The organism is Serratia ureilytica (assembly GCF_017309605.1).
GTDB classification, from domain to species: Bacteria; Pseudomonadota; Gammaproteobacteria; order Enterobacterales; family Enterobacteriaceae; genus Serratia; species Serratia ureilytica.
Genome location: NZ_CP071320.1, coordinates 130,448 through 156,549, shown reverse-complemented (window position 1 = coordinate 156,549; position 26,102 = coordinate 130,448). Strand labels below are relative to the sequence as shown.

Here is a 26,102-nt window from a genome sequence, read left to right as displayed (position 1 = left end):
TGCGGTTTACTATTCCCTTCGCACCCGCCTGCTTTTTCTGCCATTATTCTGCCTGATAAATTAGCGGGACTGATACAAACCTCCCCGCGCCTCTGGAGAACGCCGATGCTGTTCAAACTATGCAAAACCCTTGCGATGGCCTGCGTGGCCCTGATTATCGCCCAGAGCAGCGCGCTCAGCTTTACCCTGGAAGTGGCGGGCAAGATCGACAACGTGACCGATCCGGTCAAAAAAAGCTATCTGTTCACCGATAAACAGCTGTTGGCGATGCCGGTGCACAGCATCACGACCTCCACCTCCTGGACGCCGCAGAGGAAGTTTGAAGGGATTTCGGTGGCCGACATCCTGGAGCGCGTCGGCGCCAAGGGCGAGACGCTGACCTTCTACGCGCTGAACGATTATTACATCGACGTGCCGTTGTCCGACGTCAAGAAGTACAACATGATCCTGGCCTACAAGATGGACGGGGAGATGCTGAAGCTCAGAAACTTCGGCCCGCTGTTCCTGGTTTACCCGCGTGACGCCGCCGGGCCTGAGCTGAACTCGCCGTTGTACAACTCGCGCTTTATCTGGCAAGTCGACAGGATCGTGATCAAATGAAGCTGACGACCTTTAAGAACGGCAGCAGGCTGGCGATACCGGCCATCTTCGCCGCGCTGTTTCTGGTGGCTTCGACCGTCACGCTCTATTACTACAGCGCCACCCTGTCGAAGAAAGGGCTGTATGCCATCGCCGGCACGCAGGAGAACTACTCCTGGTCGATCGCCAAGTTCTCCATCAAGCTGGCGGAATTCGACACGTTCGTCGAGCAGCAGAGCCACGCGCCGCAGGTGGACAACGACAACCTGCGGCTGCGGTTCGAAATCCTCTATTCGCGCTTTTACGTGCTGGAAACCGTCTCCGAATCCACGCAACCGCTGTACGCCGAGCCGGGCTACCCGGAAGTGGTCAAGCAGATGCGCCTGCAGATGGATCGCATCGATAAACTGCTGGATAACCCGAAAATCGACTTCAATCAGGTTTTCGCGGCCATGAAGGCCATTAAGCCTTACGCCATCGAAATGGCCAACCTGACCGACCACGCCGAGGTGAAGCAGCGTACCGCCGCCTATGAGGACTACATCGAGAAACGGCACATCATTTTCTATGGGCTGGTGATTGTCATGTTCTCGGTGATCGCGCTGATCGCCATCACCCTGATCGTGTTCCGTCAGCAGCGGCTGACCATTCGCCAGCAGGCCAAGGCGATCGAGGCGGAGAAAGCGACCCGCACCAAAAACGCCTTCCTCGGCGCCATCGGCCACGAACTGCGCACCTCATTGCAGAGCGTGATGTCGGCCATCGACGTGCTGGTGAATACCCGGGTATCGGCGGAGCATGCGGACACCTTCCAGCGGCTGGAGACCGCCGCGCAGCAGATCGAAAGCCAAATGAAAGATCTGACCGACTACGCGCACCTCGACAGCGGCATGATGGAGCTGCGCATCGTGCCGTTCGACGCGCAGAAGCTGATCGCGGAGACCGCCAACGAAATCGCTACTTTGACCCGCAAAGAGCAGGTCAAACTGAGCTGCGAGGTGGAGTGCAGCCACCTGTTGGTGCATTCCGACCCGCTGCGCATCCGGCAGATTATCGTCAACCTGCTGACCAACGCCTACAAATACACCGAAAGCGGCAGCATTACGCTGCACAGCTGTCTGCGCCGTCAACCCGGCGGCAGTTCGTTGATTATCGAAGTGACCGACACCGGCATCGGTATCGAAAAAGACCAGCTCGATCAGATCTTCAAACCCTTTACCCAGTTGGATCAGTCGCATACCAAGCAATATGCCGGCGTGGGGATGGGGTTGGCGATCGTGCACGGCCTGGTGACGCTGCTCGACGGCACCATCACGGTGTACAGCGAAATCAAGAAGGGCAGCACCTTTATCGTCAGCATTCCGGTGCAGATCAGTGAAGAAGAACGCGCCGACGAGCCCGCCGCCGCCAATGCCTCTCTGCAGCAGAAACCGCAGCAGGTGCTGGTGGTGGATGACAACAAGTCGGTGGGTGACGCCTTTGCGGCGTTGCTGGATAAGCTGGGTTACCAGCACGAACTGTGCGACTCGCCGGAGCGCGCGCTGCAGAAACTGCTCAGACGCCCTTACGACGCGCTGTTGCTGGATCTGCAGATGCCGGGCATCGACGGCGCCGCCCTGGCCAGGCAGCTGCGCAATCGTCGCGGCCCCAACCGCCATGTGCCGATCATCGGCATCAGCGCCTACACGCCGGAGCAGCTCACGGCGGATCAGCGCGCGCTGTTCGACAACTACCTGATGAAGCCGGTTCGGCTGGATGCGCTGTCGAACGCGCTGGCCGAGGTGTTCCCCGCTAAAGATTAAAACAGCGTTGCAGTGCGGCTTCGATCACATGGAGCCGCACCGGTTTTTCATAAGGGCCGAGCACATCGTACTCGCGCATCGCCTGAGCGATTTCCGATTCGCGTCGATCGGTGCCCAACTCACCGGTCAGCACCAGTACCGGCGCGTCCGGGTTGTCGGAGGCGCGGATGGTGGCGATACAGCGATCCGCCGTTTCTTCACCGATCAGCCAGTCCACCACGTAACCGTCGAACAGGCTTTGCTGCAACGCCTGACAGAAGCTGTCGACGTCGTAAAACGCCACCGCGTTGAAACCGCAGCCGCCAAGATACTTGGCCAACTCATCGGCCGCCTGATGCGAATCGTCCAATACCGCAATGCTCAGACGCTCGTCGTCGCCATAGCCGGGCCGGATTTCGATCAGCTCGACGCCATAACGCGGCCCTGCCGGCGCCTCATCGGCGCGATAGATATGCCATTGCCCCTCGATGCGCAGCGCCACAAATTCCGCCGGCCGCCCGGCGGGAAGCTCGTCGCCGATGTGCCCGACGCAAGGCATCGCGACCCCTGCCACAAAAAAGATGGCATCGCGCGCCATGTTCGGTTCGGCCGCCTCGTGTTCGGCACTCAAATCGGCGATCGCCGCCGGCGTTTCTCCGAGCGCGGCCGCGACGCTGTTGATCTGTTCCAGCGTCCAGGGGCTTTGCCCTTTCAATTTGCGGTGCGCATGTGAAAAACTCAGATCCAAGATGCGGCTGAGCTCTCGGGCATGCTGACGTTTTCCAATCCCGTAATGTAAAAACAGCTCTCTGACCCGATTGGCAATCGACTGTGAATCGAATTTTTGGTGATTGTTATCCATTTGTTCCTTCGATTTTTTTTACTGATTTATCAGTCGTTTTGATTATTTCTGCTGAAAAAGCCACATCTAAAACTAGCATCCCATGCAATTATGCGTTAAAAACGTTGCTTGACATACCATGTTGCATCGTCAAACATGGTATCAAAAGAGACATACAGCAATACACTATAAAAAAACAACACCAGCACGTTTTTTAATAATAACCATAGTAACACCAGGGAAAATTTGTTCCGTTGCCGCTACTGAGACGATGCTCACATCGCTCGGACTGCATAAGCAAAACGGGGCTTGAGCCTTTAGCGCTAATCTGTTTTACCCACTTTTGAGCCGGGATCCGTCAGGGTCCCGGTTTTTTATTGTCCTGACGCCGCGCCATCATACGTTCTCCCCCCACCGCCGCAAATAAAAACGGAGCCGGCATGCCGGCTCCGTTGTCGTTGTAATGACCGCTGAACGTCAGAAGCGCCAGGTGAAGCCGGCGTTGACGCTGTTATCCTGATGGTGCTGCGACAGCAGCCCGCCGTAGCCCAGCGACAGCGAGGCGTTTTCGTTCACCGCCACTTCCGCCCCCGCCTTCAGCACCATACCGTCACGCGATACCGGAACGCTGTCCACCACGAACGGCGCGTTGCCGCCGTTGAACCGCAGCCCGGTGCCACGCGCCAGCCCGCCGTACTGGTGTTGCCATCCCAGCTCGCTACGCAGCGCCACCGTCGTGCCCGGGGTCACCTGCCACGCGGTGTCCGCACGCAGCCCCAGCGTCGACACCGTCGCATCCGTGTGCTGCTTGTCGCCGCGCAGCGCCGCCGCGCCGCCGCTTTCCGCGATGCCGTTGTTTTCGAAGTTCACGTACGCCAGGTTGACGAACGGCTCCAGGTTCAGCCACTCGCCCTGCACGCTGTAGCCCGCTTCCGCGAACAGCTGTTCGGTGCGCGCGCTGTACTTCGCCGTGTCACGGTCCGACTGCATCCCGTAGTTCACCGACCGTTTGGTGTCGATGCGGTGCCAGGTGTAGCCCGCCCCGCCACGCAGCGCCAGCGCCCCGAACTGCTTGTCGCCGTACGCCGCCAGGTGGTAGTTGTCGCTGTCCGCCTTCGACCCGTAGCCGCCGTGCAGCGAGGTGCGGGTGTAGCCGGTCGCCACCCCCAGCCGCCAGTCGGCCGCCGCCGCCGAGTCCAGCCCCACCAGTACCCCGTAGGTCGAGGCCTGATAGCCGGTGGCGTTGGCGTCGCCCGACGCGTGGTCCCACGCCCCCAGCAGCTGCGCCCAGGCGCCGTCCTCGTCCGCCTTGATGGCCGACGAGCTCGCCAGCCCTTCCGCCTGACGCAGACGCCCGTTCAGCGCCTCACGCAGGTAGCGGCTGTCGTTCACCAGCGCCGACGCGATATCCGCATGGATTTGCCCCGACAGCTGACGGAACGCCTGCCGCGCCTCGCCCGCCGTGCCGCTGTTAAGAACGCTTTCGTACACCGGGTTGCCCGCCGCCAGCGCATCCGCCGCCGCCGCCACCGCCCGCTCGTTCGGCGTCTGCGCCACGCTGGCGAAGCTCGTGCCGTTGCGCCCGACGCTCAGCGTCACCCCGGCCGGCTGGTAGCTCAGCCCGGTGCCGAGGAACAGGTAGTTCGGCGCCACCGCGTCAAACTGCCCGCTCACCCCCTGCTGCGCGCTCAGGATGGTGTACTGCTGGCCCAGCAGGCTGCGCACCTCGCTTTGCGTCAGCAGGTTGGCGCTGTTCTCCAGCGTCACCGCCACCTCACCGCCGCCAATCGTCGCCGAGCCGCTGCTCTGGATCCGATCGCTCTGGCCGTTCGGCCCCACTTCCACCGCGTAGCGCGAACCCGGCTCGAAGCTGACGTTGCCCGCCACGTTCAAGGTGCCGATCGAGTTGCCCGGCGCCACGGTGCCGCCGCGGCGGGCGGTCAGCGAACCGACCGTGCCGCTGCCGCCGACGATGCCGCCACTCTGCACGCTGACGTCCGAGGTGACCGAGCCGTTGATCGCCAGCCGCCCCTGATTGACCAGCGTCGGGCCGGAATAGGTGTTGTTACCGGTCATGACCAGCGTGCCCATCCCTTCCTTGGTCAGGCCGCCGTGGCCGGAGATGTTATTGGAGTAAACGTCCAACTCACAGCTGATATCGTCACACTTCCTGGCATGCAACGTACCGGCATCCACCTCGGCGCCCAGTCCCGGAATATTGACGACAAACTGGGTCGGGCCGTAGGCCACGCCCGTCGGATCCGGGATGCGGAACTCTGCGGGAATATCCTCGACGGTATAGAACATGCCCGGGCCGTTGATGGCCTTGCCCAGGTTGATCATCCCCCAGCCGTAGAGCGCGTCGATGCCCGGCGCGCCCATGTCGGTGGCGGTGGTTTTCAGCACGTCGGCAATCTGCGCCGAGTTCATGTACGGGAAGCGCTGCAGCAACACCGCCACTGCGCCGGTGACGTGCGGGGTCGCCATCGAGGTGCCGTTTTTATTGCCGTAGTCCGACACCAGATTGGCCGGATCGGAACCGTTGGCCACGGTGCTGTAGATTTTGCTGCCCGGCGACGAGACGCAGAAGCTGGCGGTATAGCCGCAGCGGGACGAGAAGCTGCTGATGGTATAAGGCACGCTGTTGGCCGATGCCGCATCCTGCGCCACGCTGGCGACCGACAGCCAGTTCGGCGCGATGTCCGGTACGAAGTAGGCCAGCCCGCTGATCACATCCGGTTGGTTGTAATTGCCGTCGTTACCGGCGGCGAACAGCACCAGAATATTTTTGCGCGCCGCGTCGATGGCGCCCTGATAGCCTGCGCCGGCCAGGCTACCGAGCAGCGGCTTGACCTGATCGAATTGCTCCTGCGCATCCTTCAGCTCGAAGTGCAGCGCGTTAGGATCGCGGCCGCCGTCGGACAGGAAATCGGGAATGCTGACGCCCCAGCTGTTGTTAATCACCCGCACGCCGCTCTTGATCATCGCCTGCCAGCCGGCATTGGTGACGGCGCCGTCCAGGCCGAGGAATTCGCCGTACGCCGGGCCGTCGTTGTCATTATCGACGCTGATCACCTGCGAATCGAAGGCCACGCCGTGCATGCCGACGCCGTCGCGATTCGCCGCGCTGATCCCCGCGACGTGCACCCCGTGATTGCTCAGCATGCCCTGCGAACCGCTGTAGAAGTGGAAGGTGCCGTCGAAGTAAAAGCGATCGCCGGCGTTAATTCCCGGCCGGTGCGGATCGGTATAGGCGCGGTAGCCTTCGGTGACGACGTTGATCAGTTTGCCGTCGCCGGCGAATTCGGGATGGCGGTTAACCGGAGTGTCGAAAATGCCCACCTTTTGCCCTTTGCCGGTGTAGCCGGCGGCGTAGGCCTCATCGGCGTGGATCGCCCCCAACCCCCAGTTGGCGTTGAATTCAGCGCTGCGCCAGCTGGCCGGATCGCCGGGTTGGCCATTCACCTCGTGCGGCGCCGCCTGCGCATACCCTGCCAGCGCCATGCAGCAGACCAGCGCATTCAGCCGCCACGGCGAGCGACGAACGTTTCCTTTGCTATCAAAACCCATTGTTGTTGTCATTTCCTTACCTTTTGCTTGTTATTGGCCGACGCCCCAGGTGCGCCGGGTTCTCATTAGCAGGATGTGAAAAAGGAACCACCCGCAGGCGGTTCCCGTACAAGGATTGAGTCGATGTTGCTTAGAAACGCCAGGTGAAGCCGGCGTTGACGCTGTTGTCCTGATGGTGCTGCGACAGCAGCCCGCCGTAGCCCAGCGACAGCGAGGCGTTTTCGTTCACCGCCACTTCCGCCCCCGCCTTCAGCACCATGCCGTCACGCGACACCGGCACGCTGTCCACCACGAACGGCGCGTTGCCGCCGTTGAACCGCAGCCCGGTGCCACGCGCCAGCCCGCCGTACTGGTGTTGCCATCCCAGCTCGCTACGCAGCGCCACCGTCGTGCCCGGGGTCACCTGCCACGCGGTGTCCGCACGCAGTCCCAGCGTCGACACCGTCGCGTCCGTGTGCTGCTTGTCGCCGCGCAGTGCCGCCGCGCCGCCGCTTTCCGCGATGCCGTTGTTTTCGAAGTTCACGTACGCCAGGTTGACGAACGGCTCCAGGTTCAGCCACTCGCCCCGCACGCTGTAGCCCGCTTCCGCGAACAGCTGTTCGGTACGCGCGCTGTACTTCGCCGTGTCACGGTCCGACTGCATCCCGTAGTTCACCGACCGTTTGGTGTCGATGCGGTGCCAGGTGTAGCCCGCCCCGCCACGCAGCGCCAGCGCCCCGAACTGCTTGTCGCCGTACGCCGCCAGGTGGTAGTTGTCGCTGTCCGCCTTCGACCCGTAGCCGCCGTGCAGCGAGGTGCGGGTGTAGCCGGTCGCCACCCCCAGCCGCCAGTCGGCCGCCGCCGCCGAGTCCAGCCCCACCAGTACCCCGTAGGTCGAGGCCTGATAGCCGGTGGCGTTGGCGTCGCCCGACGCGTGGTCCCACGCCCCCAGCAGCTGCGCCCAGGCGCCGTCCTCGTCCGCCTTGATGGCCGACGAGCTCGCCAGCCCTTCCGCCTGACGCAGCCGCCCGTTCAGCGCCTCACGCAGGTAGCGGCTGTCGTTCACCAGCGCCGACGCGATATCCGCATGGATTTGCCCCGACAGCTGACGGAACGCCTGCCGCGCCTCGCCCGCCGTACCGCTGTTAAGAACGCTTTCGTACACCGGGTTGCCCGCCGCCAGCGCATCCGCCGCCGCCGCCACCGCCCGCTCGTTCGGCGTCTGCGCCACGCTGGCGAAGCTCGTGCCGTTGCGCCCGACGCTCAGCGTCACCCCGGCCGGCTGGTAGCTCAGCCCGGTGCCGAGGAACAGGTAGTTCGGCGCCACCGCGTCAAACTGCCCGCTCACCCCCTGCTGCGCGCTCAGGATGGTGTACTGCTGGCCCAGCAGGCTGCGCACCTCGCTTTGCGTCAGCAGGTTGGCGCTGTTCTCCAGCGTCACCGCCACCTCGCCGCCGCCGATCGTCGCCGATCCGCTGCTCTGGATCCGATCGCTCTGGCCGTTCGGCCCCACTTCCACCGCGTAGCGCGAACCCGGCTCGAAGCTGACGTTGCCCGCCACGTTCAAGGTGCCGATCGAGTTGCCCGGCGCCACGGTGCCGCCGCGGCGGGCGGTCAGCGAACCGACCGTGCCGCTGCCGCCGACGATGCCGCCGCTCTGCACGCTGACGTCCGAGGTGACCGAGCCGTTGATCGCCAGCCGCCCCTGATTGACCAGCGTCGGGCCGGAATAAGTGTTGTTACCGGTCAGCACCAGGGTGCCGATACCCTGCTTGGTCAGGCCGCCGTGGCCGGAGATATCGTTGCTCCAGACGTCCAGCCCGCACAGCACATCGCTGCAGACGCGCTCGGTCGGTTTGCCCTTGTCCAGCACCGCGCCGACGCCCGGCAGATCCACCACGAATTGGGTCGGGCCGTAAGCCACGCCCGTCGGATCCGGAATACGGAACTCCGCCGGAATATCCTCGGCGGTCACCAACATGCCTGGCCCGTTGATAGCCTTGCCCAGGTTGATCATCCCCCAGCCGTAGAGCGCGTCGATGCCCGGCGCGCCCATGTCGGTGGCGGTGGTTTTCAGCACTTCCGCCACCTGTGCGCCGCTCAGATACGGGAAACGCTCCATCAGCACCGCAACGCTGCCGGCCACGTGCGGCGCCGCCATCGAGGTGCCGCTGTATTTGGCGTAGCCGGTCGTCAGATTCTCCACGCTGGTGCCTTCAATCACCGAGCTGTATACCCGGGTGCCCGGCGCCGAAACGCAGAAGCTGGCGGTGTAGCCGCAGCGGGAAGAGAAGGTGCTGATGCTGTAGTCGCCGGTATTGGTGGGATCCTGCAAGCTGGCGACCGACAGCCAGTTCGGTGCAATCTCCGGCACGAAATAGGCCAGGCCGGCCATGGCATCGGGGTTATTCAGATTGCCGTCGTTACCCGCGGCGAAGATGGTGACCACGCCGCTGCGCGCCGCGTCGATCGCGCCCTGATAGGCGCCGCCGGGCTTGGTGCCCAGGATCGTTTTGATCTGATCGAACTGCTTTTGCGCATCGTTTACTGTGAAATGCGGATAAGCCGGGTCATAACCCCCCTCATCAAACTTTTCGGTAATGCCGATGCCCCAGCTGTTGTTGATGATGCGCGCGCCGCTGGCCACCAGCGCATCCCAACCGGCCTGGTACACCGCGCCGTCGTTGCCGAGGATGATGCCGTCCTCCGGGCCGGGATCGCCGTTTTCGGCACTGATGATCTGCGCATTGAACGCCACGCCGTGCATGGCGCCGCCGTCGCGGCTGCCGGCGGCGATGCCGCCCACGTGGGTACCGTGCGAACCGAGCGTGCCATCGGAGTCCACGCTCGGCGTACCGTCATAGCGGAAAGTGTCGCCTTTTTTCACCGGAATATAGGGATCGGTGTATTCGCGGATGCCTTCGGTAACCAGATTGATCACCTTATTCTCACCGGCAAACTCCGGGTGCTTGGCGTAGACCGGCTGATCGAAAATGCCAAGTTTGATGCCTTTTCCGGTATAACCGGCGGCGTAGGCCTGGTCGGCGTGGATCGCCCCCAGCCCCCATTCCGCGTTGAACTCACTGCTGCGCCAGCTGGCCGGATCGCCCGATTTGCCGTTCTCTATATAGCTGGAGGCCTGCGCGCCGCCGATCGCCGTCAGGCAGATCAGCATCGCGCTCCATTGTGCGCGATGAACTCCGATTTCAGGCCAGCCGAAGGCCGCCCGAGCGGATTTAACTCCTCTAAGTTTCTTCTCCATCCCAGATACCGTCCGTTGTTGTTTGCAAATGTTTTATAAGATTTTTTGTGTAACAGTTTGGTAACACCAAATAAATAAAGCACAACAATCTCAAGTGCGCTTAATGTGTCACTCGGCAGTTCGGTGGGCGGAGAGAACGTTTCAGGGATGAATCAGACGGGGGACGATAAGGAAAGAGAATGATCTCGCTCAGCGCTGAGGCGGCATTTATTCGCGGGGGATAATTAAATTAATACAATGATAAATAATGATATTTAATTAAAAGACAACCAAAGAAAGCGTCGCCTGAAAAGTGCTTAACAGGCGCTTTTTATCACTTTTAATTATAACTTTTGCCAATATTTACTCAGTGAATTATGCTGATTTTTCACTCAGGCAGCGGCAAAAATTGGATTATCCTGCTGATGTTTTTTTGCTGTTCATCGCATCCTCTTCCGCCTGACGCAGGATGGCTTTGGCCATCCATTGCGTGACATCCTGGATACCCTCAAGCTCCAGCCCCCAGATATCTTTCAGCACCAGGAACACCTCAGAACCGTAAATCAGCGAGAAAGCATGAATCACTCTCTGTAAAGAATCTGGCGGCAGTTTACCCTGCAACGGCTCTACCGCCAGCGCCAGCAGCCGCTTGCGGTTGCCGCGCACGAACTTTTCGCCCGGCGTGGCGTGCGCCCACTGCTGCAAAGAGAGCTGCAATGCGGCGCGCAGCGCCCCTTCGTGTCGCTCCATCTGAGGATAGGCCAACGTCAGCAACTGCTGGATGCGCTTCAGGGCATCGTCGTCCTGCGGGCGCCACGCCAGAATAGGCCCCAGACTTTCCGCCACCACCGCAGTAATTAATGCGCTTTGGGTCGGGAAATAGCGGTAGGCGGTCGCGCGCGATACCTGCGCATGCGCCGCCAGATCGGTGATCGATGGAAACGCGCCCTCGCCATACAGCGTCATTGCGCTGGCCAGCAACAAACGATGTGTTTTCGCCCGGGCGGAGGTCAGAGAAAGGTCGGACGGGGTGGGAAAAGCATTTATCGGCACTTAAACCTCATACATCTGTACACGCTTGCGCGACAGGCGAGACGCCACTGCCGACAGGTTGACGACAAAGGGTTGGCCGCGCAAAAAGCTCAAAAATGAGACAGGAGTCCCATTTTGCACTGAGCTGCCCTTGCAAAAATGATACTGCCGTCTCATTATATAAATACATTAACCAATTTAATTTAAATGCCAACACCAGGGCACCTAAAAAAACATAATACATTAATTTTTAAATAAAAATTAGAAACACCCCGGAAAAATCCATGAAAGATACTTCAAATTTTGTCTATATTGCTACCACAGCAGATACGAAAGGACAAGAGTTGGAGTATGTGCGGCGGCTGATTGCCAGCCTGAATTTACCCACGCGAACCGTCGATCTCTCCACCCGAAGCTTGCCGTTTGACTCCCCGGCCGATATCGGCCCAGAAGAGGTCGCTCGCCACCATCCGGCGGGCGCAGGCGCGGTCTTTCTAGCCAGCCGCGGCCAGGCAATCGCCGCCATGGCGACCGCTTTCGAACGTTTTATCCTGACGCGCCGCGATATCGCCGGCCTGCTTGGCCTGGGCGGCTCCGGCGGCACCGCCATCATCACGCCGGCAATGCAGCAGTTGCCGATTGGCCTGCCGAAATTGATGGTCTCGAGCATGGCGGCGGGAGACGTTTCCGCCTATGTCGGCGCCAGTGATATCAGCATGTTGTATTCGGTCACCGATCTCGCCGGCCTGAACCGTATCTCGCGCCGGGTGCTGGGCAATGCGGCGCGCCAGATAGCCGGCGCAGTCCGCTTCGCCGCTGTCGATCATCACGACGACAAGCCCGCAATCGGCCTGACGATGTTTGGCGTCACCACCCCCTGCATTCAGGCGCTGGTTGCCGATCTTGAGCCGCAATGGGACTGCCTGACGTTTCACGCGACCGGCAGCGGTGGCAGAGCGCTGGAAAAACTGATCGATAGCCGGCAACTGCACGGCGCCATCGATTTGACCACCACCGAAGTGACCGATTACCTGTTTGGCGGTGTGCTGCCCTGCAATGCAGATCGTTTCGGTGCTATCGCGCGTACCGGCATCCCGTGCGTACTCTCCTGCGGCGCGATCGACATGATCAACTTCGGCGCGCTGAATACGGTGCCGGCTCGCTACGCGAACCGCCTGCGCCATCATCACAATCCGCAAGTGACGCTGGTGCGCACCAGCCCGCGGGAAAATGCGCTAATCGGACATTGGATTGGCGAGAAAATCAACGCCTGCGCGGGCGAAGTGCGCTTCGTGATCCCGGCGGGCGGCGTGTCGGCGCTGGATGCCCCTGGGCAACCGTTCTGGGATCCAGCAGCGCTGGCCGCCTTTACGCAAACGCTGGAGGAGACGGTGCACGCCACCCATAAGCGCCGGTTAATAAAAACGCCTTACCATATTAACGATCCGCGCTTTGCGCAGGCCGTTGCCGAACAGTTCCGACATATTGCCGGTGGGGAATGATAATCACTCGCTGCCGGGCCTGCCGGAGATAACGCCGAAAAAAAAGCCAGACAAATAGTCTGGCCCTTTTTTATTTACCGCGAGCGTATATTACTGACCGGAGGACATCTGCTCCTTCATTTTATTCATATGGTCCATCATCTTTTGCTCACGTTTCTGATAATTCTCATTGTATTGTTTTTTCTGCTCAGGGGTCAGCAGGTTATACATTTTATTTTCCGCCTTGGCACGTTCCAGCATGCGTTCGGATTGCGCTTTGCCGATCGCGTCAATTTGCGCCTTCGCCTTCGCTTCATCGAAGCTGTCGGAAGCCACCAGATTATGCAGCGCCTGGCGTTCCTCTTTCATGCCCGGACCGCGTTTCGAGTGCGACTCTTTCATGATATCGCGCATTTGCTGGCGCTGCTGCTCGGTCAGGTTCAGCCCGGCGAACGGGCCGCCTTTACCTTCACCCTTGTGATGCATCATTTTCATCGGCGCGGCATCCGCAGCCGGGGCCGCCGTCGTATCAGCGGCGAACGCCGCAGAAGCAGAACCCAGAGCCAGCGTGGAAGCAATAAATAAAGCCGTCAATTTACGCATAATCATTTCCTTAAAAATTTTTCTTCATCAGGAGCGCTGTACGTTAACAGGCTCATTCGTTCGTCGAAGATAATAATAGGCTGATAAAATTCAAGTAATGCGAGGGTGTGTAAACTTTTTAAAACCCGTCACGGGTTTATTCACCAATTATGAGAAAACTATGAAGAAGGCGTTTATTTGATGGAAATTTTAATTTCCCGGCAAAAATCTCCCCGACAGGGTTATTTTTCAGCCGCCCTCTCACCGCTATAATTTACTCGCCCACAAGGCAACCTTGCATCAACCGTTTTTCGTTAGCGGGGAAGCCGGTACAAACTTCGCACGACCCGATGTTCTCCTCCTACACTTTAAGGCAACCGGTCGCCGGGTGGCGCGTACACCGCAAAACTAATCATTGCTTATAGAATAGTTTCCATTACCCGCCCCGCCTGTAAAAACCTGTTATATGATGCACAGACGCGCACGGCGACCACTTTCGGGCCCACAGGCCGCCAGCGGTTCTTCGTGCTGACCGGCCGCCCGTGCTCTTTTGAGGAATCATCATGTCCGCAGACCAAGGCCCTGAGCTTCTTAACGCCCACTTCGGCACCCAGAGCCCCCACTGGCGGCTGGCGTTTGACAGCAATGCCCTGGAGCTGTCCGCCGTTAAGGGCAAAGCCCACGTCGCGGTGGCGCTGAGCGCCATGGACGCGGCGAAAATTCGCCGTTTGACCGGCGTGACCGCCAGCCTTGAACTCACCATTACGCTGGCCGGCGAACCGCTGCATCTGCATCTGGTCGGGCGCCGCGTCAATAACCTCGAATGGGCGGGCACCGCGTCCGCGTTCAGCGATACCCAATCCGTGGCGCGCGATCTGGTGCATGGGCTCTCCTTCGCCGAGCAGGTGGTGTCCGAAGCCAACTCGGTGATCGTGATCGTCGACCAGCACGGCCGCATCCAGCGCTTCAATCGGCTGAGCGAGGAGTACACCGGGCTGCACGAACACGAGGTGATCGGCAAGAACGTTTTCCAGCTGTTTATGAGCCCGGAAGAAGCCGCCGCCTCGCGGCGCAACATCGCCGGCTTCTTCCGCAACGGTTCTTCGTATGAGGTGGAACGCTGGGTAAAGACGGTCAAGGGCGAGCGACTGTTCCTGTTTCGCAATAAGTTCGTGCACAGCGGCAGCGGTAAGAACGAGGTGTTTCTGATCTGCTCAGGAACCGACATCACCGAAGAGCGTCGCGCGCAGGAACGGCTGCGGGTGCTGGCCAACACCGATATCATCACCGGCCTGCCGAACCGTAACGCCATCCAGGACAAGATCAACCACGCCATCGCCACGCGCGGCGAAGAGAGTTTCGGCCTGGTGTACCTCGATCTCGACAACTTCAAAAAGGTCAACGACGCCTACGGCCATATGTTCGGCGATCGGCTGCTGGTTGAGGTCTCGCTGGCGATCCTCGGCTGCCTGAGCCCGGATCAGGTGCTCGCCCGCCTCGGCGGCGACGAATTTTTGGTGCTGGCGCCTCAGACCGATCGCGAACGTTTGCAAACGCTGGCGCAGCGCATCATCGATCGGCTGAAGACCCCTTTCCGCATCGGCCTGATCGAAGTGTATACCGGCTGTTCGATCGGCATCGCGCTGTGCCCGGAGCACGGCAACGATCTCGACAGCCTGATCCGCAGCGCCGATACCGCCATGTACGTCGCCAAGGAGCACGGCAAGCGCACCTATACCGTCTTCTCGCCGGAGATGAACAAGCGCGTCGCCGAATACATGTGGCTGGACACCAACCTGCGTAAAGGGCTGGAGCAAAATCAGCTGGTATTGTATTACCAGCCTAAAATCGACGCGCGCAGCGGTGAAGTGCACAGCGTGGAAGCGCTGGTGCGCTGGGATTCGCCGGAGCGCGGCCTGATCCCGCCGCTGCAGTTCATCTCCTATGCCGAGGAGTCCGGCCTGATCGGCCCGCTGGGCCAATGGGTGTTGCAGACCGCCGCCTGCCAGGCGGCGCAGTGGCGAGAGCGGGGATTGAATCTGCGGGTGGCGGTCAACCTCTCCGCCCGGCAGCTGGCAGACGACGGCATCGTCAACGATCTGCTCGGGGTGCTGCGCCGTCACCGCATGGCCCCTTGTCTGCTGGACTTCGAGTTGACTGAAAGCAGCCTGATTGAAGACGAAAACCGCGCGCGCGTGCTGATCACCCGGCTACGCGAGCTGGGCGCGCAGGTGCATCTCGACGACTTCGGCACCGGCTATTCGTCGCTGGCGCAGCTGGCGCGTATTCCGCTGGACGCCATCAAGCTGGATAAAAGCTTCGTGCGCGGGGTGAATTTCAACCCGGTTTCGCAATCGCTGGTGCGCGCGATCGTCGCGGCGGCGGAGGCGCTGGCCTTCCGCGTGATCGCCGAAGGGGTGGAGACCGAGAGCGAAAATCAGTTCCTCGACGAGGTCGGCGTGGACGAAAAGCAGGGCTTTCTGTTTGCACGGCCAATGCTCCCGGAACAGCTGGAGCATTGGCTGCAGTCCTATCGCCCGCGCTCACCTTCCGCGTGAGGCGGGCGCGTTAACGTTAGCCGGCACGACGCAGGTTCAGGGTGTGGCGATCCTGCAACATCACCAGCCGCTCGATGTAGGCGCGATCTTTTTCCTCAATGGTGAAGGCCGAGTGCACCCAATCCTCGGTAATGTCCATCAGCTCGGAACGCGTCAGCTGCAGCACGCGCTGACGCGCCCGTAACATGGCGCGCATGCCGTTGAGCTTCGGCCGGATGGTATCGATGAAAGTGCGCGTCGCCATGTAGGCGTCGCCGGGCTGGAACAGCTGATCCACCAGCCCACGGCTCTCGAACCACTCTGCGGTGTGCGACTCGCCGCCCCAAATCAGTTCTTCGGCCAAGCGCATGCCCGCCTTGCGCGCCACCAGCGAGTAACCGCCCATGCCGGGAAACAGGTTGAACGCAATCTCCGGGAACCCCATGCGCGCATTGTTCTGCGCCAACACGAAATGGTGCGCCAGCGCCGCTTCAAAGCCGCCGCCCAGCGCGCTGCCTTCGATCATCGCAATGCTGACCGCGCCGGTATCGAAACCGCGCGCCGCCGCATGCACGCAGTCGATGCAGGCACGCGCGTAGGCCATCATCGCCTCGCGTTTGCGGTTCTTGATGGCTTCGGCGAAGAACTGCAGATCGCCGCCGACGTTAAACATGTTCGGCACCAGCGAGCCGGTGACCCAGAAATCGAACCGCAGCGAAGACTCTTTCGCCGCCTGCGCCAGCGTCATGATGTCTTCGATCAGCGCCTGATTAAAGCAAGGACGCGGCGCAGCGCGCAGCAGCATCCACATGATATGCCTCTCCTCTTCATAGTAGGCGGAAAGCTGCGACAGATTGCCCGCTTCGGTAAACGGACGGCAGGTGGGGTGATTAAGCAATTTCATAAGACCTTCCAGTTTTTCTGTTGATGACGGGTGAGACCGTTCCAGCCCCTACGGCTGCAGCGGAGCGGCGCTCGGCAACGCGTGGCGCCACATCATGAGTAAACGCTTTCTCGCCGACGAAACAGATAAAAATTGGAGGTAGGGAAGTGAAAAAAACCGAGGCGCGGCGGGGTTTTCATAGGAATTTTACCTATCGGCCGCCTCCTGGCATTTCATGCCGGGCGCTAACGCGTTAAGCTCGGAAAATGACCGTTTGCCGCCCCGGCGCTCAAAACGCCGCGGGGCTTTGGCTATAATCAACGCGGATACATGCCGTTTAACGTTAAGGAAATCGTGAAGTAATGCCTACAGGACCAGACCAGGAACGCCGCCAGCCCGCACAAGACACGCCGCCGAAGCCGCTTATCGCCATCAAGACCGGCCATGAAACGCTCGACCGCCGCATCAGCGGTTTTTCACGTCTGATTGAACGCATCAAAGCCTGGCCGAGCGTTGCGCACCTGCTGCGCGCCGCCGAACGCTTTAACGATCGGCTGGGCAGCCAGTTCGGCGCCGCCATCACCTATTTTTCATTCCTCTCGCTGATCCCGATCCTGATGGTGTCGTTCGCCGCCGCCGGTTTCGTGCTGGCTTCCAATCCGGATCTGCTGGCCCGTTTGATCAACCGGATCGTCGGCAGCATCAGCGATCCGACGCTGGCCAGCACGCTGAAGAACACCGTCAACACCGCCATTCAGCAGCGCACCACCGTGGGATTGACCGGCCTGGCGCTGGCGCTCTATTCCGGCATCAGTTGGATGGGCAACCTGCGCGAAGCGATCCGCGCGCAATCGCGTGACGTCTGGGAGCGCAATCCGCAGGATCAGGAGAAAATCTATTTCAAGTACACCCGCGACTTCATCTCGCTGACCGGCCTGGTGGTCGCACTGATTATCACGCTGTCGCTGACCTCGGTCGCCGGCTCGGCGCAGGCGGCGATCGTCAACGCACTGGGGCTGGACGGCATCGAATGGCTGCGGCCGGCGCTGACGACGATCGCGCTGTCGATCTCGATTTTCGCCAACTATCTGCTGTTCCTGTGGATTTTCTGGATGCTGCCGCGCCACAAACCGAAGAAAAAAGCGCTGCTGCGCGGCACCTTGCTTGCGGCTATCGGCTTTGAGGTGATCAAGTTCGTGATGACGATGACGCTGCCGCAGGTGGCGAAATCGCCCTCCGGCGCGGCCTTCGGCTCGGTGATCGGGCTGATGGCGTTCTTCTACTTCTTCGCCCGCCTGACGCTGTTTTGCGCCGCCTGGATCGCAACGGCCGACTACAAAGGCGACAAAGCCTTGCCGGAACGCGAGCCGCCGGCACGCTGAAGCCATGCAATCGTGCCGGTGTTATCGCACGCGCCGGCACTTTCCTCTGGTTAACAAGCAAAAAACCAGTCAATCTCTCTAAATCATGCGGCATGGCATTCGAAAAACCAGCATAACAAACTACCCAGTCACTTTTCTTTCCCGTTTTTACAGCCATTCACACTGTATGAACCCCATTTCTCAACGTTTAACGCTACAGAAAAGAAGTCAGGTAAAACATTAGTCTTTTTAACCGGTTAGCGGCGGCGCTGCCCAGAGTTCCAGCGTTGAAAAGGCGGAATGCTGTCACTAAGATGGATTTTTACCCCCTCCAACAATAAGAAATAGATATGCAAGCCACCATCGCACCCCCACTCGACGCCGACGACGCGTCTACACCGGTGAATTCCCGCGGGAAAGTCATCGTCGCCTCGCTGGTCGGCACCGCCATCGAGTTCTTCGACTTTTACATCTACGCCACCGCCGCGGTGATCGTGTTCCCGCACATCTTCTTCCCGCAGGGCGACCCGACCACCGCGACGCTGCAGTCGCTGGCCACCTTCGCCGTCGCCTTTGTCGCGCGCCCTATCGGCTCTGCGCTGTTCGGCCACTTCGGCGATCGCGTGGGGCGCAAGGTGACGCTGGTCGCCTCGCTGCTGACCATGGGGATTTCCACCGTGCTGATCGGCCTGCTGCCGAGCTATGAAACCATCGGCATCTTCGCCCCTATCCTGCTGGCGCTGGCGCGCTTTGGCCAGGGGCTGGGGCTGGGCGGCGAATGGGGCGGCGCCGCCTTGCTGGCGACGGAGAACGCGCCGGCCAAAAAACGTGCGCTGTACGGCTCCTTCCCCCAGTTGGGCGCCCCGATCGGCTTCTTCTTCGCCAACGGCACCTTCCTGCTGCTCTCGTGGCTGCTGAGCGACCAGCAATTTATGGAATGGGGCTGGCGCGTGCCGTTCATCCTCTCCGCCGCATTGGTGCTGATTGGCCTGTACGTCCGGGTGTCATTGCATGAAACGCCGGTGTTCGCCAAAGCGGCCAAGGCCGGCAAACAGGTGAAAGTGCCGCTCGGCACGCTGCTGAGCAAGCATCTGAAAGCCACCATCCTCGGCACCTTCATCATGCTGGCGACCTACACGCTGTTTTATCTGATGACGGTCTATTCGATGACCTACGGCACTGCGCCGCAGCCGCTGGGGCTCGGTTACTCCCGCAACAGCTTCCTGTGGATGCTGATGGTGGCGGTGATCGGTTTCGGCGTGATGGTGCCCATCGCCGGCCTGCTGGCGGACGCGTTCGGCCGTCGCAAGACCATGATCGCCATTACCCTGCTGATGATCGGCTTCGCGTTCCTGTTCCCGACCCTGCTGGGTTCCGGCAACCAGGCGCTGGTGATGGGCTTCCTGCTGTGCGGCCTGAGCATCATGGGGCTGACCTTTGGCCCGATGGGCGCGCTGCTGCCGGAGCTGTTCCCCACCGAAGTGCGCTATACCGGCGCATCGTTCTCCTACAACGTCGCGTCGATTCTCGGCGCGTCCGTGGCGCCTTACATCGCCACCTGGCTGGCGGCCCACTACGGGCTGTTTTACGTCGGCATGTACCTGGCGGCGATGGCCGGGCTGACGCTGCTGGCCCTCCTGCTGATGAAAGAAACCCGCCACCAGTCGCTGTGATCCTCTGCGGCCCCCTCACTGCGGGGGGCCGCACGCGTTGTTCGTTTCCTGTCATAAAACCGGGCTATGCTGGACGTTTCTCTCGGTAACAGGATCGGCCGATGTCTCTGCGTCGTGGGGTATTTGTCTGCGTGGCGCTGCTGGCGGCTCTCGCCATCGCGCTCTATTACGGGTTGAAACCCGACCATCCCGATGCGCTGTGGCGCATCGTCAGCCAGCAATGTCTGCCCAATCAGCAGGCGCATGACAACCCGGCGCCCTGCGCGCAGGTGGATGTGCAGGCCGGTTTCGTGGTGTTTAAAGATCGCAACGGGCCGCTGCAATACCTGCTGATGCCCAGCGCCAAAATCACCGGTATCGAAAGCCCGGCGGTGCTGGACGCCGCCACGCCGAATTTCTTCGCCCAGGCCTGGCGCGCGCGCCACGTGATGGCGGAACGCTATGGCAAACCGATCGACGACGGCGATATTTCACTGGCGATCAATTCGGAATATGGCCGCACGCAAAACCAGCTGCACATTCATATCTCCTGCCTGCTGCCGGCGGTAAAACAGCGGCTGGCGCAGATCGGCCCCCATTTCATCGAGCAATGGCAACCGCTGCCCGGCGGCCTGTTGGGGCATGACTATCTGGGGCGGCGGGTGACCCCCGCCGAACTGGAACAACAGGGCGCCTTCCGCCTGCTGGCCTCCGGCCTGCCGCGCGCCGACGGGCGCATGGGCAGCTTCGGCCTGGCGATGACCGCGCTGCCGGACGGGGATTTCCTGCTGCTGGCAACCGAGCGCAGCCTGCTGCCGTTCACCCTGGCCTCGGCGGAAGAGATCCAGGATCACGACTGCCGGCTGCTCACGCCGCCGCCGCGCACCTGATTATTTTTTGCCTTTCATCTCCCGCAGGATCTGCCCGCACTGGTTCTCCTCGCCGCCTTCACTGGGCGAGACCAGCGCCAGCAGCGCCGCCGCCGGCGTCAGCACCGCCCCCAACGCCACCGCCGCCGCGCCGCGCGCGATCAGCGGCCCGGCTTTGACCCCGGCGTCCGGATGCTTGAAGGTGCCTTTCACGTACAGCGGCGATCGCAGGGTCAGCACGCGCATGCCCTTGCTTTCCGGATCGATGGATAAATCCAGCCGTTCGGTGGCGAGGTTGGTGTTGCCGGTGATGTTGATCACCGCGTTTTCGGTGTCGAACACGAACAGTCGCGGTGCGGCGACGCCGCTGCGGATGCCGACGTCCGCCGCCGCGCAGTTGATGCCCACCACGTCGTCACCGAACAGCTGCGCCACCAGATAGTTACCGACGTTCAGACCGAGGATCTCCATCAAGCTACGGCTGATCACCCCGTTATTGATCAGCAGGCGCAGATCGCCGTTGCTGGTCGCCAGCAGCTCGGCCACCGAATTGCCGCTGCCCGTCAGCCTGGCGTCGCCGTTCATCTGCCCGAGGCTGCGCTTCATCGCCTCCACATTCGGCAACAGCTGTTTAAGCTGAAGTTTGCGTGCATGCATATCCACCTGCCCGCGCATCGGCTTTTTGCCGCCGTCGAGGCGCACGACGGCGTTCAGGCTGCCGCCCGCCATGCCGAAGCGCAGCGGATCCAGGCGCAGTTCGCCATTGTTCAGCTTCAGGTGCGTGGCCAGATCGCTCAGCGGCAAATCGCTGCCGCGTTCAATGCGCGCGGCGGCAAACTTCACGTCCGCATCCATCTTGCTCCAGCTTTGCGTATCGAACTGTTCGACCGGCAGCACCTTATCCGCAGGCTGACGGCTTTTCTCGCCGCGCCCGGCTTTGGCGGCGTTGGAGTCGGCGCCGATCAGCGGCGCCAGATCCGCCAACCTCAGCTGCCGGGAGTTCACCGCGCCGCTCAGCGTGGGCCGCGGTTTACCGGCAACGTACTTCAAGCTGCCGTGAATGTCGCTGTCGCCGATTTTTCCGTCGAATTTCTGGTACTCAAACACCGCGCCGCCCGGCTGATGCAGACGGGCGGTCAGATGACCATCGGTCGCATACGGCGGGGTATTCGGCAACAACACGCCGGTCAGGCCATAGAGGTTGCTCAGGCTTTCACCGGAAAATTTCAGCTGTACATCCAGGCCGCCGAGGTTCAGCGGATCGGACAAGGTGCCCGCGACCACCACCCGGGTGCTGCCGGAGCGCACATCGGCCTGCAGCGGGAACGGCAAATCGGCGCTCTGCAGCGACAGCATGCCGCCAATCTTGCCGCTGCCGCTCAACGGTTCGCCGTTATATTTGCCCTTCACCTGCCAGCCGAAAACGTAATCGGGGGTCGCGGTCTTGTCGCCGCCCTGTTTGCCGGTCACTTCACTGAACGGCAACGGCTTGCCGAGCGGATCGATGACGGCGCGGAAATCCGCCTTCAGCGTGGCGTCTTTAAAGGCGATCTGCCCCTTGTCGAATACGATGTCGTGAACGGTGAACGACCAGTCGGAAGGCGGCTGCTTGGGATCTTGGCCGGCGGCCAGGTCAAACGTCCAGTTGTTGTCGCCGTTGGCCAGACGTTGCAACGAAGCATTCGGCTGCTTCAGCCAGATGCGCGGGATCAGCAGCTCTTTACCCAGCAGCGCCAGCGGCGCAATGCTGGCGTCGACGCGCTGCAGCGTCACCATGCTGTCGCCGGGCATGTTTTTCGGGTTACCCAGCCACACGTCTTCGGCGTGAATATGCGGCCAGGGCACCCAGGCGCGCCAGCCGCCCTCATCCGGATTGCGCGACCAGTCGACGCCCAGATCGCCGCGAATGGCGAACGGTCGCCGCAGTTCGGCCGACACTTTGTCGTTGATGGTAGGCTTGAGTCGATTCCAGTCGAAGGTAGCAATGAAGATCGCCAGCGCGACGATCAGTAGCAGCACAATGCCGCCCAGCCAGCTGAAAACCTTTCCTGTTCTTGTCATAGCGGCTCCCTCAGCGCATAAATCGGGCTGCCGAATGAAAGGAAAAGGAGTTAGCAGCCCCGTTTAAGCCTAGCTGAGGATAGGCCGGAGTTCACGCCGGCGTGCCGGGCGCGGCGAACAGCGTCGGCACGCTGTGCAGAGTTTCAAAGCACGCCGGGCGGGAAAGGTAGTAGCCCTGAGCGGCCAACGCGCCGGAACGCTGCACCAGCCGCCACTCTTGTTCGGTTTCCACGCCCTCGACGATCACCCCGTCGCTGTGCTGGTTCATCATCTTGATCAGGGTGCCGAGCAGCTGGACACCCTCTTCCGACTGTTTGAGCAAGGTAAACAATTCGCGCGCCACCTTGATGTATTGATAACGCCAGGCGCCGACGGCGGAGAAGTTGGCCAGCCCGCTGCCGAAATCGTCCAGCCACAGCCGCTCGCCGCCGACGATCTGCTGCAGCGGGCGGTTTGACGCCGTTTCGGCGTGCTCCACCAGCTCGAAGCGCAGATAAGGCATCTCGGCGATCTGCCGTTGCAACGCGCTATGGCGCTGCAACGCTTGCAGCGCGATGCCGTCGATATTGACCGACACCATCACCGCGTGACGAATGAACAACGCCTGCCAGCGCTGCAACAGCGCCAGCTGTTCCTGGATCACCCGCAAGCGCTGGGCGACGCCGAGCGCGGAAAAATAATGCTCCGGGGATTGCCGCTTGTCCGGCTCATTCGGGTGATACACCGCCGTCAGCAGTTCCACCGCCAGCAGCGCGCCGCTGGTGCGATAAATCGGCTGGAAGGTATACAAGCGCCGGCATTGCCGCCAGTAGCGCCGCGATTTGGCGCAGGCATAGAGGGCAAAACAAGGCGCCAGCAGACCAGAGATCAGATTGGTTATCATCGGTACTATCGCCGTGGCGGGGAAATGAGAGCGCTGCCGCTGTTTCTTTACCCAGCTTATCGGCAACGCAGCGTAAAACTTTAAGCCGAATTGCCGCCCGTTTCGCCTCCGTCCTGCCCGCGTTCGCCGATCGCGATCATAAAAAATTAAAACGCCGTTTTAATTTATTGACTCCCTGACCGCCTTGCGTGGAGACTGACAGCTATTGCTTCTTCTTTAGCCAGGGCTTATTGACGATGACTATCCGAAATCTCGCCGTGATCGGCGAATGCATGATCGAGCTGTCGCAGCAGGGCGCACAGCTGACGCGCGGCTTTGGCGGCGATACCCTCAACACCGCCGTCTACCTCGCCCGCCAAATGCCGGAACAGACGCTACGGGTGCATTATGTCACCGCACTCGGCACCGACAGTTTCAGCGGCGACATGCTGCAGGCCTGGCGGCAGGAGAAGATCGAGACCGGGTTGATTCAGCAATTCGACAACAAGCTGCCGGGCCTGTACCTCATCGAAACCGACGCCGCCGGCGAACGTACTTTCTACTACTGGCGCAATGACGCCGCCGCCCGGTATTGGCTTGCGGGACCGCAGGCCGACGCACTGTGCGAACGGCTGGCGCAGTTCGATTACTTGTACCTCAGCGGCATTAGCCTGGCGATCCTCGCGCCTGCCGATCGCATGAAACTGCTGGCGCTGCTGCGCCGCTGTCGCGCCAACGGCGGCAAGGTGATCTTCGACAACAATTACCGTCCGCGCCTGTGGCAAAGCCGTGAGGAAACGCAGCAGGCCTACCGCGAGGTGCTGGCCTGTACCGACATCGCTTTTCTGACGCTGGATGACGAAGAGTTGCTGTGGGGAGCGCAGCCTATCGAACAGGCGGTAGCTCGCACGCAGGCGCTCGGCGTCGGCGAGATCGTCATCAAACGCGGCGCGCACGCCTGCCTGGTGTTCAGTATGGCAGGGGAGAAACTTGAGGTGCCGGCGATCGCGCTGCCGCCAGAGCGTGTCGTCGACACCACCGCAGCGGGCGATTCTTTCAGCGCCGGTTACCTGGCGGCCCGCCTGAACGGCGGCAGCGCCCAACGGGCGGCGCAGCGCGGCCATCTGCTGGCCGCTACGGTGATCCAGCATCGCGGCGCCATCATTCCCGCCGCAATGATGCCGGAGGCATAAAAAAAGCCGGCATCGCTGCCGGCTCTTTCTCTTTGTGCTTTGCCTTGCGGAAAATCAGCCCGCGACGGCGATGCGTTTCATATCGGTCATGTAGCCGCGCAGTTTACGGCCGACGGTTTCGATAGGGTGGCTGCGCACCGCTTCGTTCACGTCGCGCAGCTGCGCATTGTCCACCGCCGTACCCGCCACGGCTTTGCCCAAATCGCCCGCCTGCAGGGTGGTCATGAAGTCCTTCAGCAGCGGCACCGCCGCGTTGGCGAACAGGTAGTTGCCGTACTCTGCGGTATCGGAGATAACCACGTTCATTTCATACAGACGCTTACGCGCAATGGTGTTGGCGATCAGCGGCAGCTCGTGCAGCGACTCATAGTAAGCCGACTCTTCGATGATGCCGGCATCGACCATGGTTTCGAACGCCAGCTCAACGCCCGCTTTCACCATCGCCACCATCAGCACGCCGTGATCGAAGTACTCTTGCTCGCTGATCTTGCCTTCAAACTGCGGCGCATTCTCGAATGCGGTTTTGCCGGTCTCTTCGCGCCAGGTCAGCAGTTTCACGTCGTCTTCCGCCCAGTCGGCCATCATGCCGCTGGAGAACGCGCCGGAAATGATGTCGTCCATGTGCTTCTGGAACAGCGGCGCCATGATGGTTTTCAGCTGTTCGGACAGCGCATAGGCACGCAGCTTGGCCGGGTTGGACAGGCGATCCATCATCAGGGTGATGCCGCCCTGCTTCAGCGCTTCGGTGATGGTTTCCCAGCCGAACTGAATCAGTTTCTCGGCGTAAGCCGGATCGGTGCCCTCAGCAACCAGCTTGTCGAAGCACAGCAGCGAACCCGCCTGCAGCATGCCGCACAGAATGGTCTGCTCGCCCATCAAATCGGATTTCACTTCGGCAACGAAGGAAGACTCCAGCACGCCGGCGCGGTGGCCGCCGGTCGCCGCCGCCCAGGCCTTGGCGATCGCCATGCCTTCGCCTTTCGGATCGTTTTCCGGGTGAACCGCAATCAGGGTCGGCACGCCGAAGCCGCGCTTGTACTCTTCACGCACTTCGGTGCCCGGGCATTTCGGCGCGACCATCACCACGGTGATGTCTTTACGCACCTGCTCACCCACTTCAACGATGTTGAAGCCGTGGGAGTAACCCAGCGCCGCGCCGTCTTTCATCAGCGGCTGCACCGCGCGCACTACGGAAGAGTGCTGCTTGTCCGGCGTCAGGTTGACCACCAGATCTGCCTGCGGGATCAGGTCTTCGTAGGTGCCGACCTTGAAGCCATTTTCGGTCGCCTTGCGCCAGGAAGCGCGCTTCTCGTCGATCGCTTCTTTGCGCAGGGCATAGGCGACATCCAGACCGGAATCGCGCATGTTCAGACCCTGGTTCAGCCCCTGGGCGCCACAGCCGACAATCACCACTTTTTTACCTTTCAGGTAGCCGGCTTCGTCAGCAAATTCGTCGCGCGCCATAAAGCGGCATTTACCCAATTGCGCCAACTGCTGACGCAGGTTCAATGTGTTGAAATAGTTAGCCATGGTGGTACTCCGGTTTGATGTTGTCTTGCATTGTTATTTTCATTCCCCGCCCTGTCTGTGCGGAGATT

The 26,102-nt window shown here is 61.1% G+C and carries 17 protein-coding genes; 8 read left to right on the top strand and 9 right to left on the bottom strand.

What is annotated here, in order from left to right:
* Positions 1-105 precede the first annotated feature (105 nt).
* Together J0X03_RS00715 and J0X03_RS00710 are read left to right on the top strand one after the other, a co-directional pair.
* Positions 106-600, top strand: coding sequence for a putative pterin-binding protein (locus J0X03_RS00715; RefSeq protein WP_033645359.1), 495 nt, complete (start codon positions 106-108; stop codon positions 598-600).
* Positions 597-2,381 carry an ATP-binding response regulator gene (locus tag J0X03_RS00710; RefSeq protein ID WP_033651793.1) on the top strand — a complete coding sequence of 595 codons (1,785 nt, stop codon included), beginning with the start codon at positions 597-599 and terminating at the stop codon, positions 2,379-2,381. Before J0X03_RS00715 ends, J0X03_RS00710 begins: the two co-directional genes overlap by 4 nt.
* On the opposite strand, the gene J0X03_RS00705 is transcribed toward J0X03_RS00710, so the two are convergent.
* The 4 genes from J0X03_RS00705 to J0X03_RS00690 form a co-directional block, all read right to left on the bottom strand.
* A complete protein-coding gene (locus tag J0X03_RS00705; protein WP_033645361.1) occupies positions 2,371-3,222 on the bottom strand; it encodes a helix-turn-helix domain-containing protein in 852 nt (283 codons plus the stop codon). The two genes, J0X03_RS00710 and J0X03_RS00705, sit on opposite strands and share 11 nt — an antisense overlap.
* Before the next feature lie 456 nt (positions 3,223-3,678).
* Entirely contained in the window at positions 3,679-6,783 is a 3,105-nt protein-coding gene (locus tag J0X03_RS00700; protein WP_408987886.1) for an autotransporter serine protease, read from the bottom strand.
* A 118-nt stretch (positions 6,784-6,901) separates the two neighbouring features.
* Entirely contained in the window at positions 6,902-9,925 is a 3,024-nt protein-coding gene (locus J0X03_RS00695) for an autotransporter serine protease (RefSeq protein ID WP_160204680.1), read from the bottom strand.
* Positions 9,926-10,405: 480 nt separating this feature from the next.
* Positions 10,406-10,957 (bottom strand): TetR/AcrR family transcriptional regulator, encoded by a 552-nt coding sequence (locus J0X03_RS00690; protein ID WP_223524953.1) that lies wholly within the window; start codon positions 10,955-10,957, stop codon positions 10,406-10,408.
* Positions 10,958-11,307: 350 nt separating this feature from the next.
* On the opposite strand from J0X03_RS00690, the gene J0X03_RS00685 reads away from it, so the two are divergent.
* Positions 11,308-12,525 carry a Tm-1-like ATP-binding domain-containing protein gene (locus J0X03_RS00685; protein ID WP_033645366.1) on the top strand — a complete coding sequence of 406 codons (1,218 nt, stop codon included), beginning with the start codon at positions 11,308-11,310 and terminating at the stop codon, positions 12,523-12,525.
* A 90-nt stretch (positions 12,526-12,615) separates the two neighbouring features.
* On the opposite strand, the gene spy is transcribed toward J0X03_RS00685, so the two are convergent.
* The gene (spy, locus tag J0X03_RS00680; protein ID WP_033645367.1) at positions 12,616-13,107 is read right to left on the bottom strand and encodes an ATP-independent periplasmic protein-refolding chaperone Spy; all 492 of its coding nucleotides are present in this window, start codon (positions 13,105-13,107) and stop codon (positions 12,616-12,618) included.
* 542 nt (positions 13,108-13,649) lie between these two features.
* On the opposite strand from spy, the gene pdeR reads away from it, so the two are divergent.
* A complete protein-coding gene (gene pdeR / locus J0X03_RS00675; RefSeq protein ID WP_033645368.1) occupies positions 13,650-15,644 on the top strand; it encodes a cyclic di-GMP phosphodiesterase in 1,995 nt (664 codons plus the stop codon).
* Between the two features lie 16 nt (positions 15,645-15,660).
* On the opposite strand, the gene J0X03_RS00670 is transcribed toward pdeR, so the two are convergent.
* Positions 15,661-16,527, bottom strand: a complete 867-nt coding sequence (locus J0X03_RS00670) for a crotonase/enoyl-CoA hydratase family protein (RefSeq protein ID WP_033645369.1) — start codon at positions 16,525-16,527, stop codon at positions 15,661-15,663.
* A gap of 341 nt (positions 16,528-16,868) precedes the next feature.
* On the opposite strand from J0X03_RS00670, the gene yhjD reads away from it, so the two are divergent.
* The 3 genes from yhjD to J0X03_RS00655 all read left to right on the top strand — a co-directional run bounded on the left by yhjD (position 16,869) and on the right by J0X03_RS00655 (position 20,409).
* Positions 16,869-17,888 carry an inner membrane protein YhjD gene (yhjD, locus tag J0X03_RS00665; protein ID WP_021505224.1) on the top strand — a complete coding sequence of 340 codons (1,020 nt, stop codon included), beginning with the start codon at positions 16,869-16,871 and terminating at the stop codon, positions 17,886-17,888.
* Between the two features lie 329 nt (positions 17,889-18,217).
* Positions 18,218-19,540 (top strand): MFS transporter, encoded by a 1,323-nt coding sequence (locus J0X03_RS00660; RefSeq protein ID WP_016930463.1) that lies wholly within the window; start codon positions 18,218-18,220, stop codon positions 19,538-19,540.
* A 101-nt stretch (positions 19,541-19,641) separates the two neighbouring features.
* On the top strand, positions 19,642-20,409 hold the full coding sequence (locus J0X03_RS00655) for a CDP-diacylglycerol diphosphatase (RefSeq protein ID WP_072626779.1): 768 nt from the start codon (positions 19,642-19,644) through the stop codon (positions 20,407-20,409).
* Here J0X03_RS00655 and J0X03_RS00650 read toward each other — a convergent pair whose 3' ends face one another.
* Together J0X03_RS00650 and pdeH are read right to left on the bottom strand one after the other, a co-directional pair.
* Entirely contained in the window at positions 20,410-22,449 is a 2,040-nt protein-coding gene (locus J0X03_RS00650) for an AsmA family protein (RefSeq protein ID WP_033645371.1), read from the bottom strand.
* A 91-nt stretch (positions 22,450-22,540) separates the two neighbouring features.
* The gene (pdeH, locus tag J0X03_RS00645; protein ID WP_047573347.1) at positions 22,541-23,332 is read right to left on the bottom strand and encodes a cyclic-guanylate-specific phosphodiesterase; all 792 of its coding nucleotides are present in this window, start codon (positions 23,330-23,332) and stop codon (positions 22,541-22,543) included.
* 236 nt (positions 23,333-23,568) lie between these two features.
* Between pdeH and kdgK the strand changes: the two genes are divergently transcribed.
* Entirely contained in the window at positions 23,569-24,504 is a 936-nt protein-coding gene (kdgK, locus tag J0X03_RS00640) for a 2-dehydro-3-deoxygluconokinase (protein ID WP_033645373.1), read from the top strand.
* 54 nt (positions 24,505-24,558) lie between these two features.
* Here kdgK and ilvC read toward each other — a convergent pair whose 3' ends face one another.
* Complete coding sequence (ilvC, locus tag J0X03_RS00635) at positions 24,559-26,034, bottom strand: ketol-acid reductoisomerase (protein WP_033636408.1); 1,476 nt, start codon at positions 26,032-26,034, stop codon at positions 24,559-24,561.
* Positions 26,035-26,102: the final 68 nt, after the last annotated feature.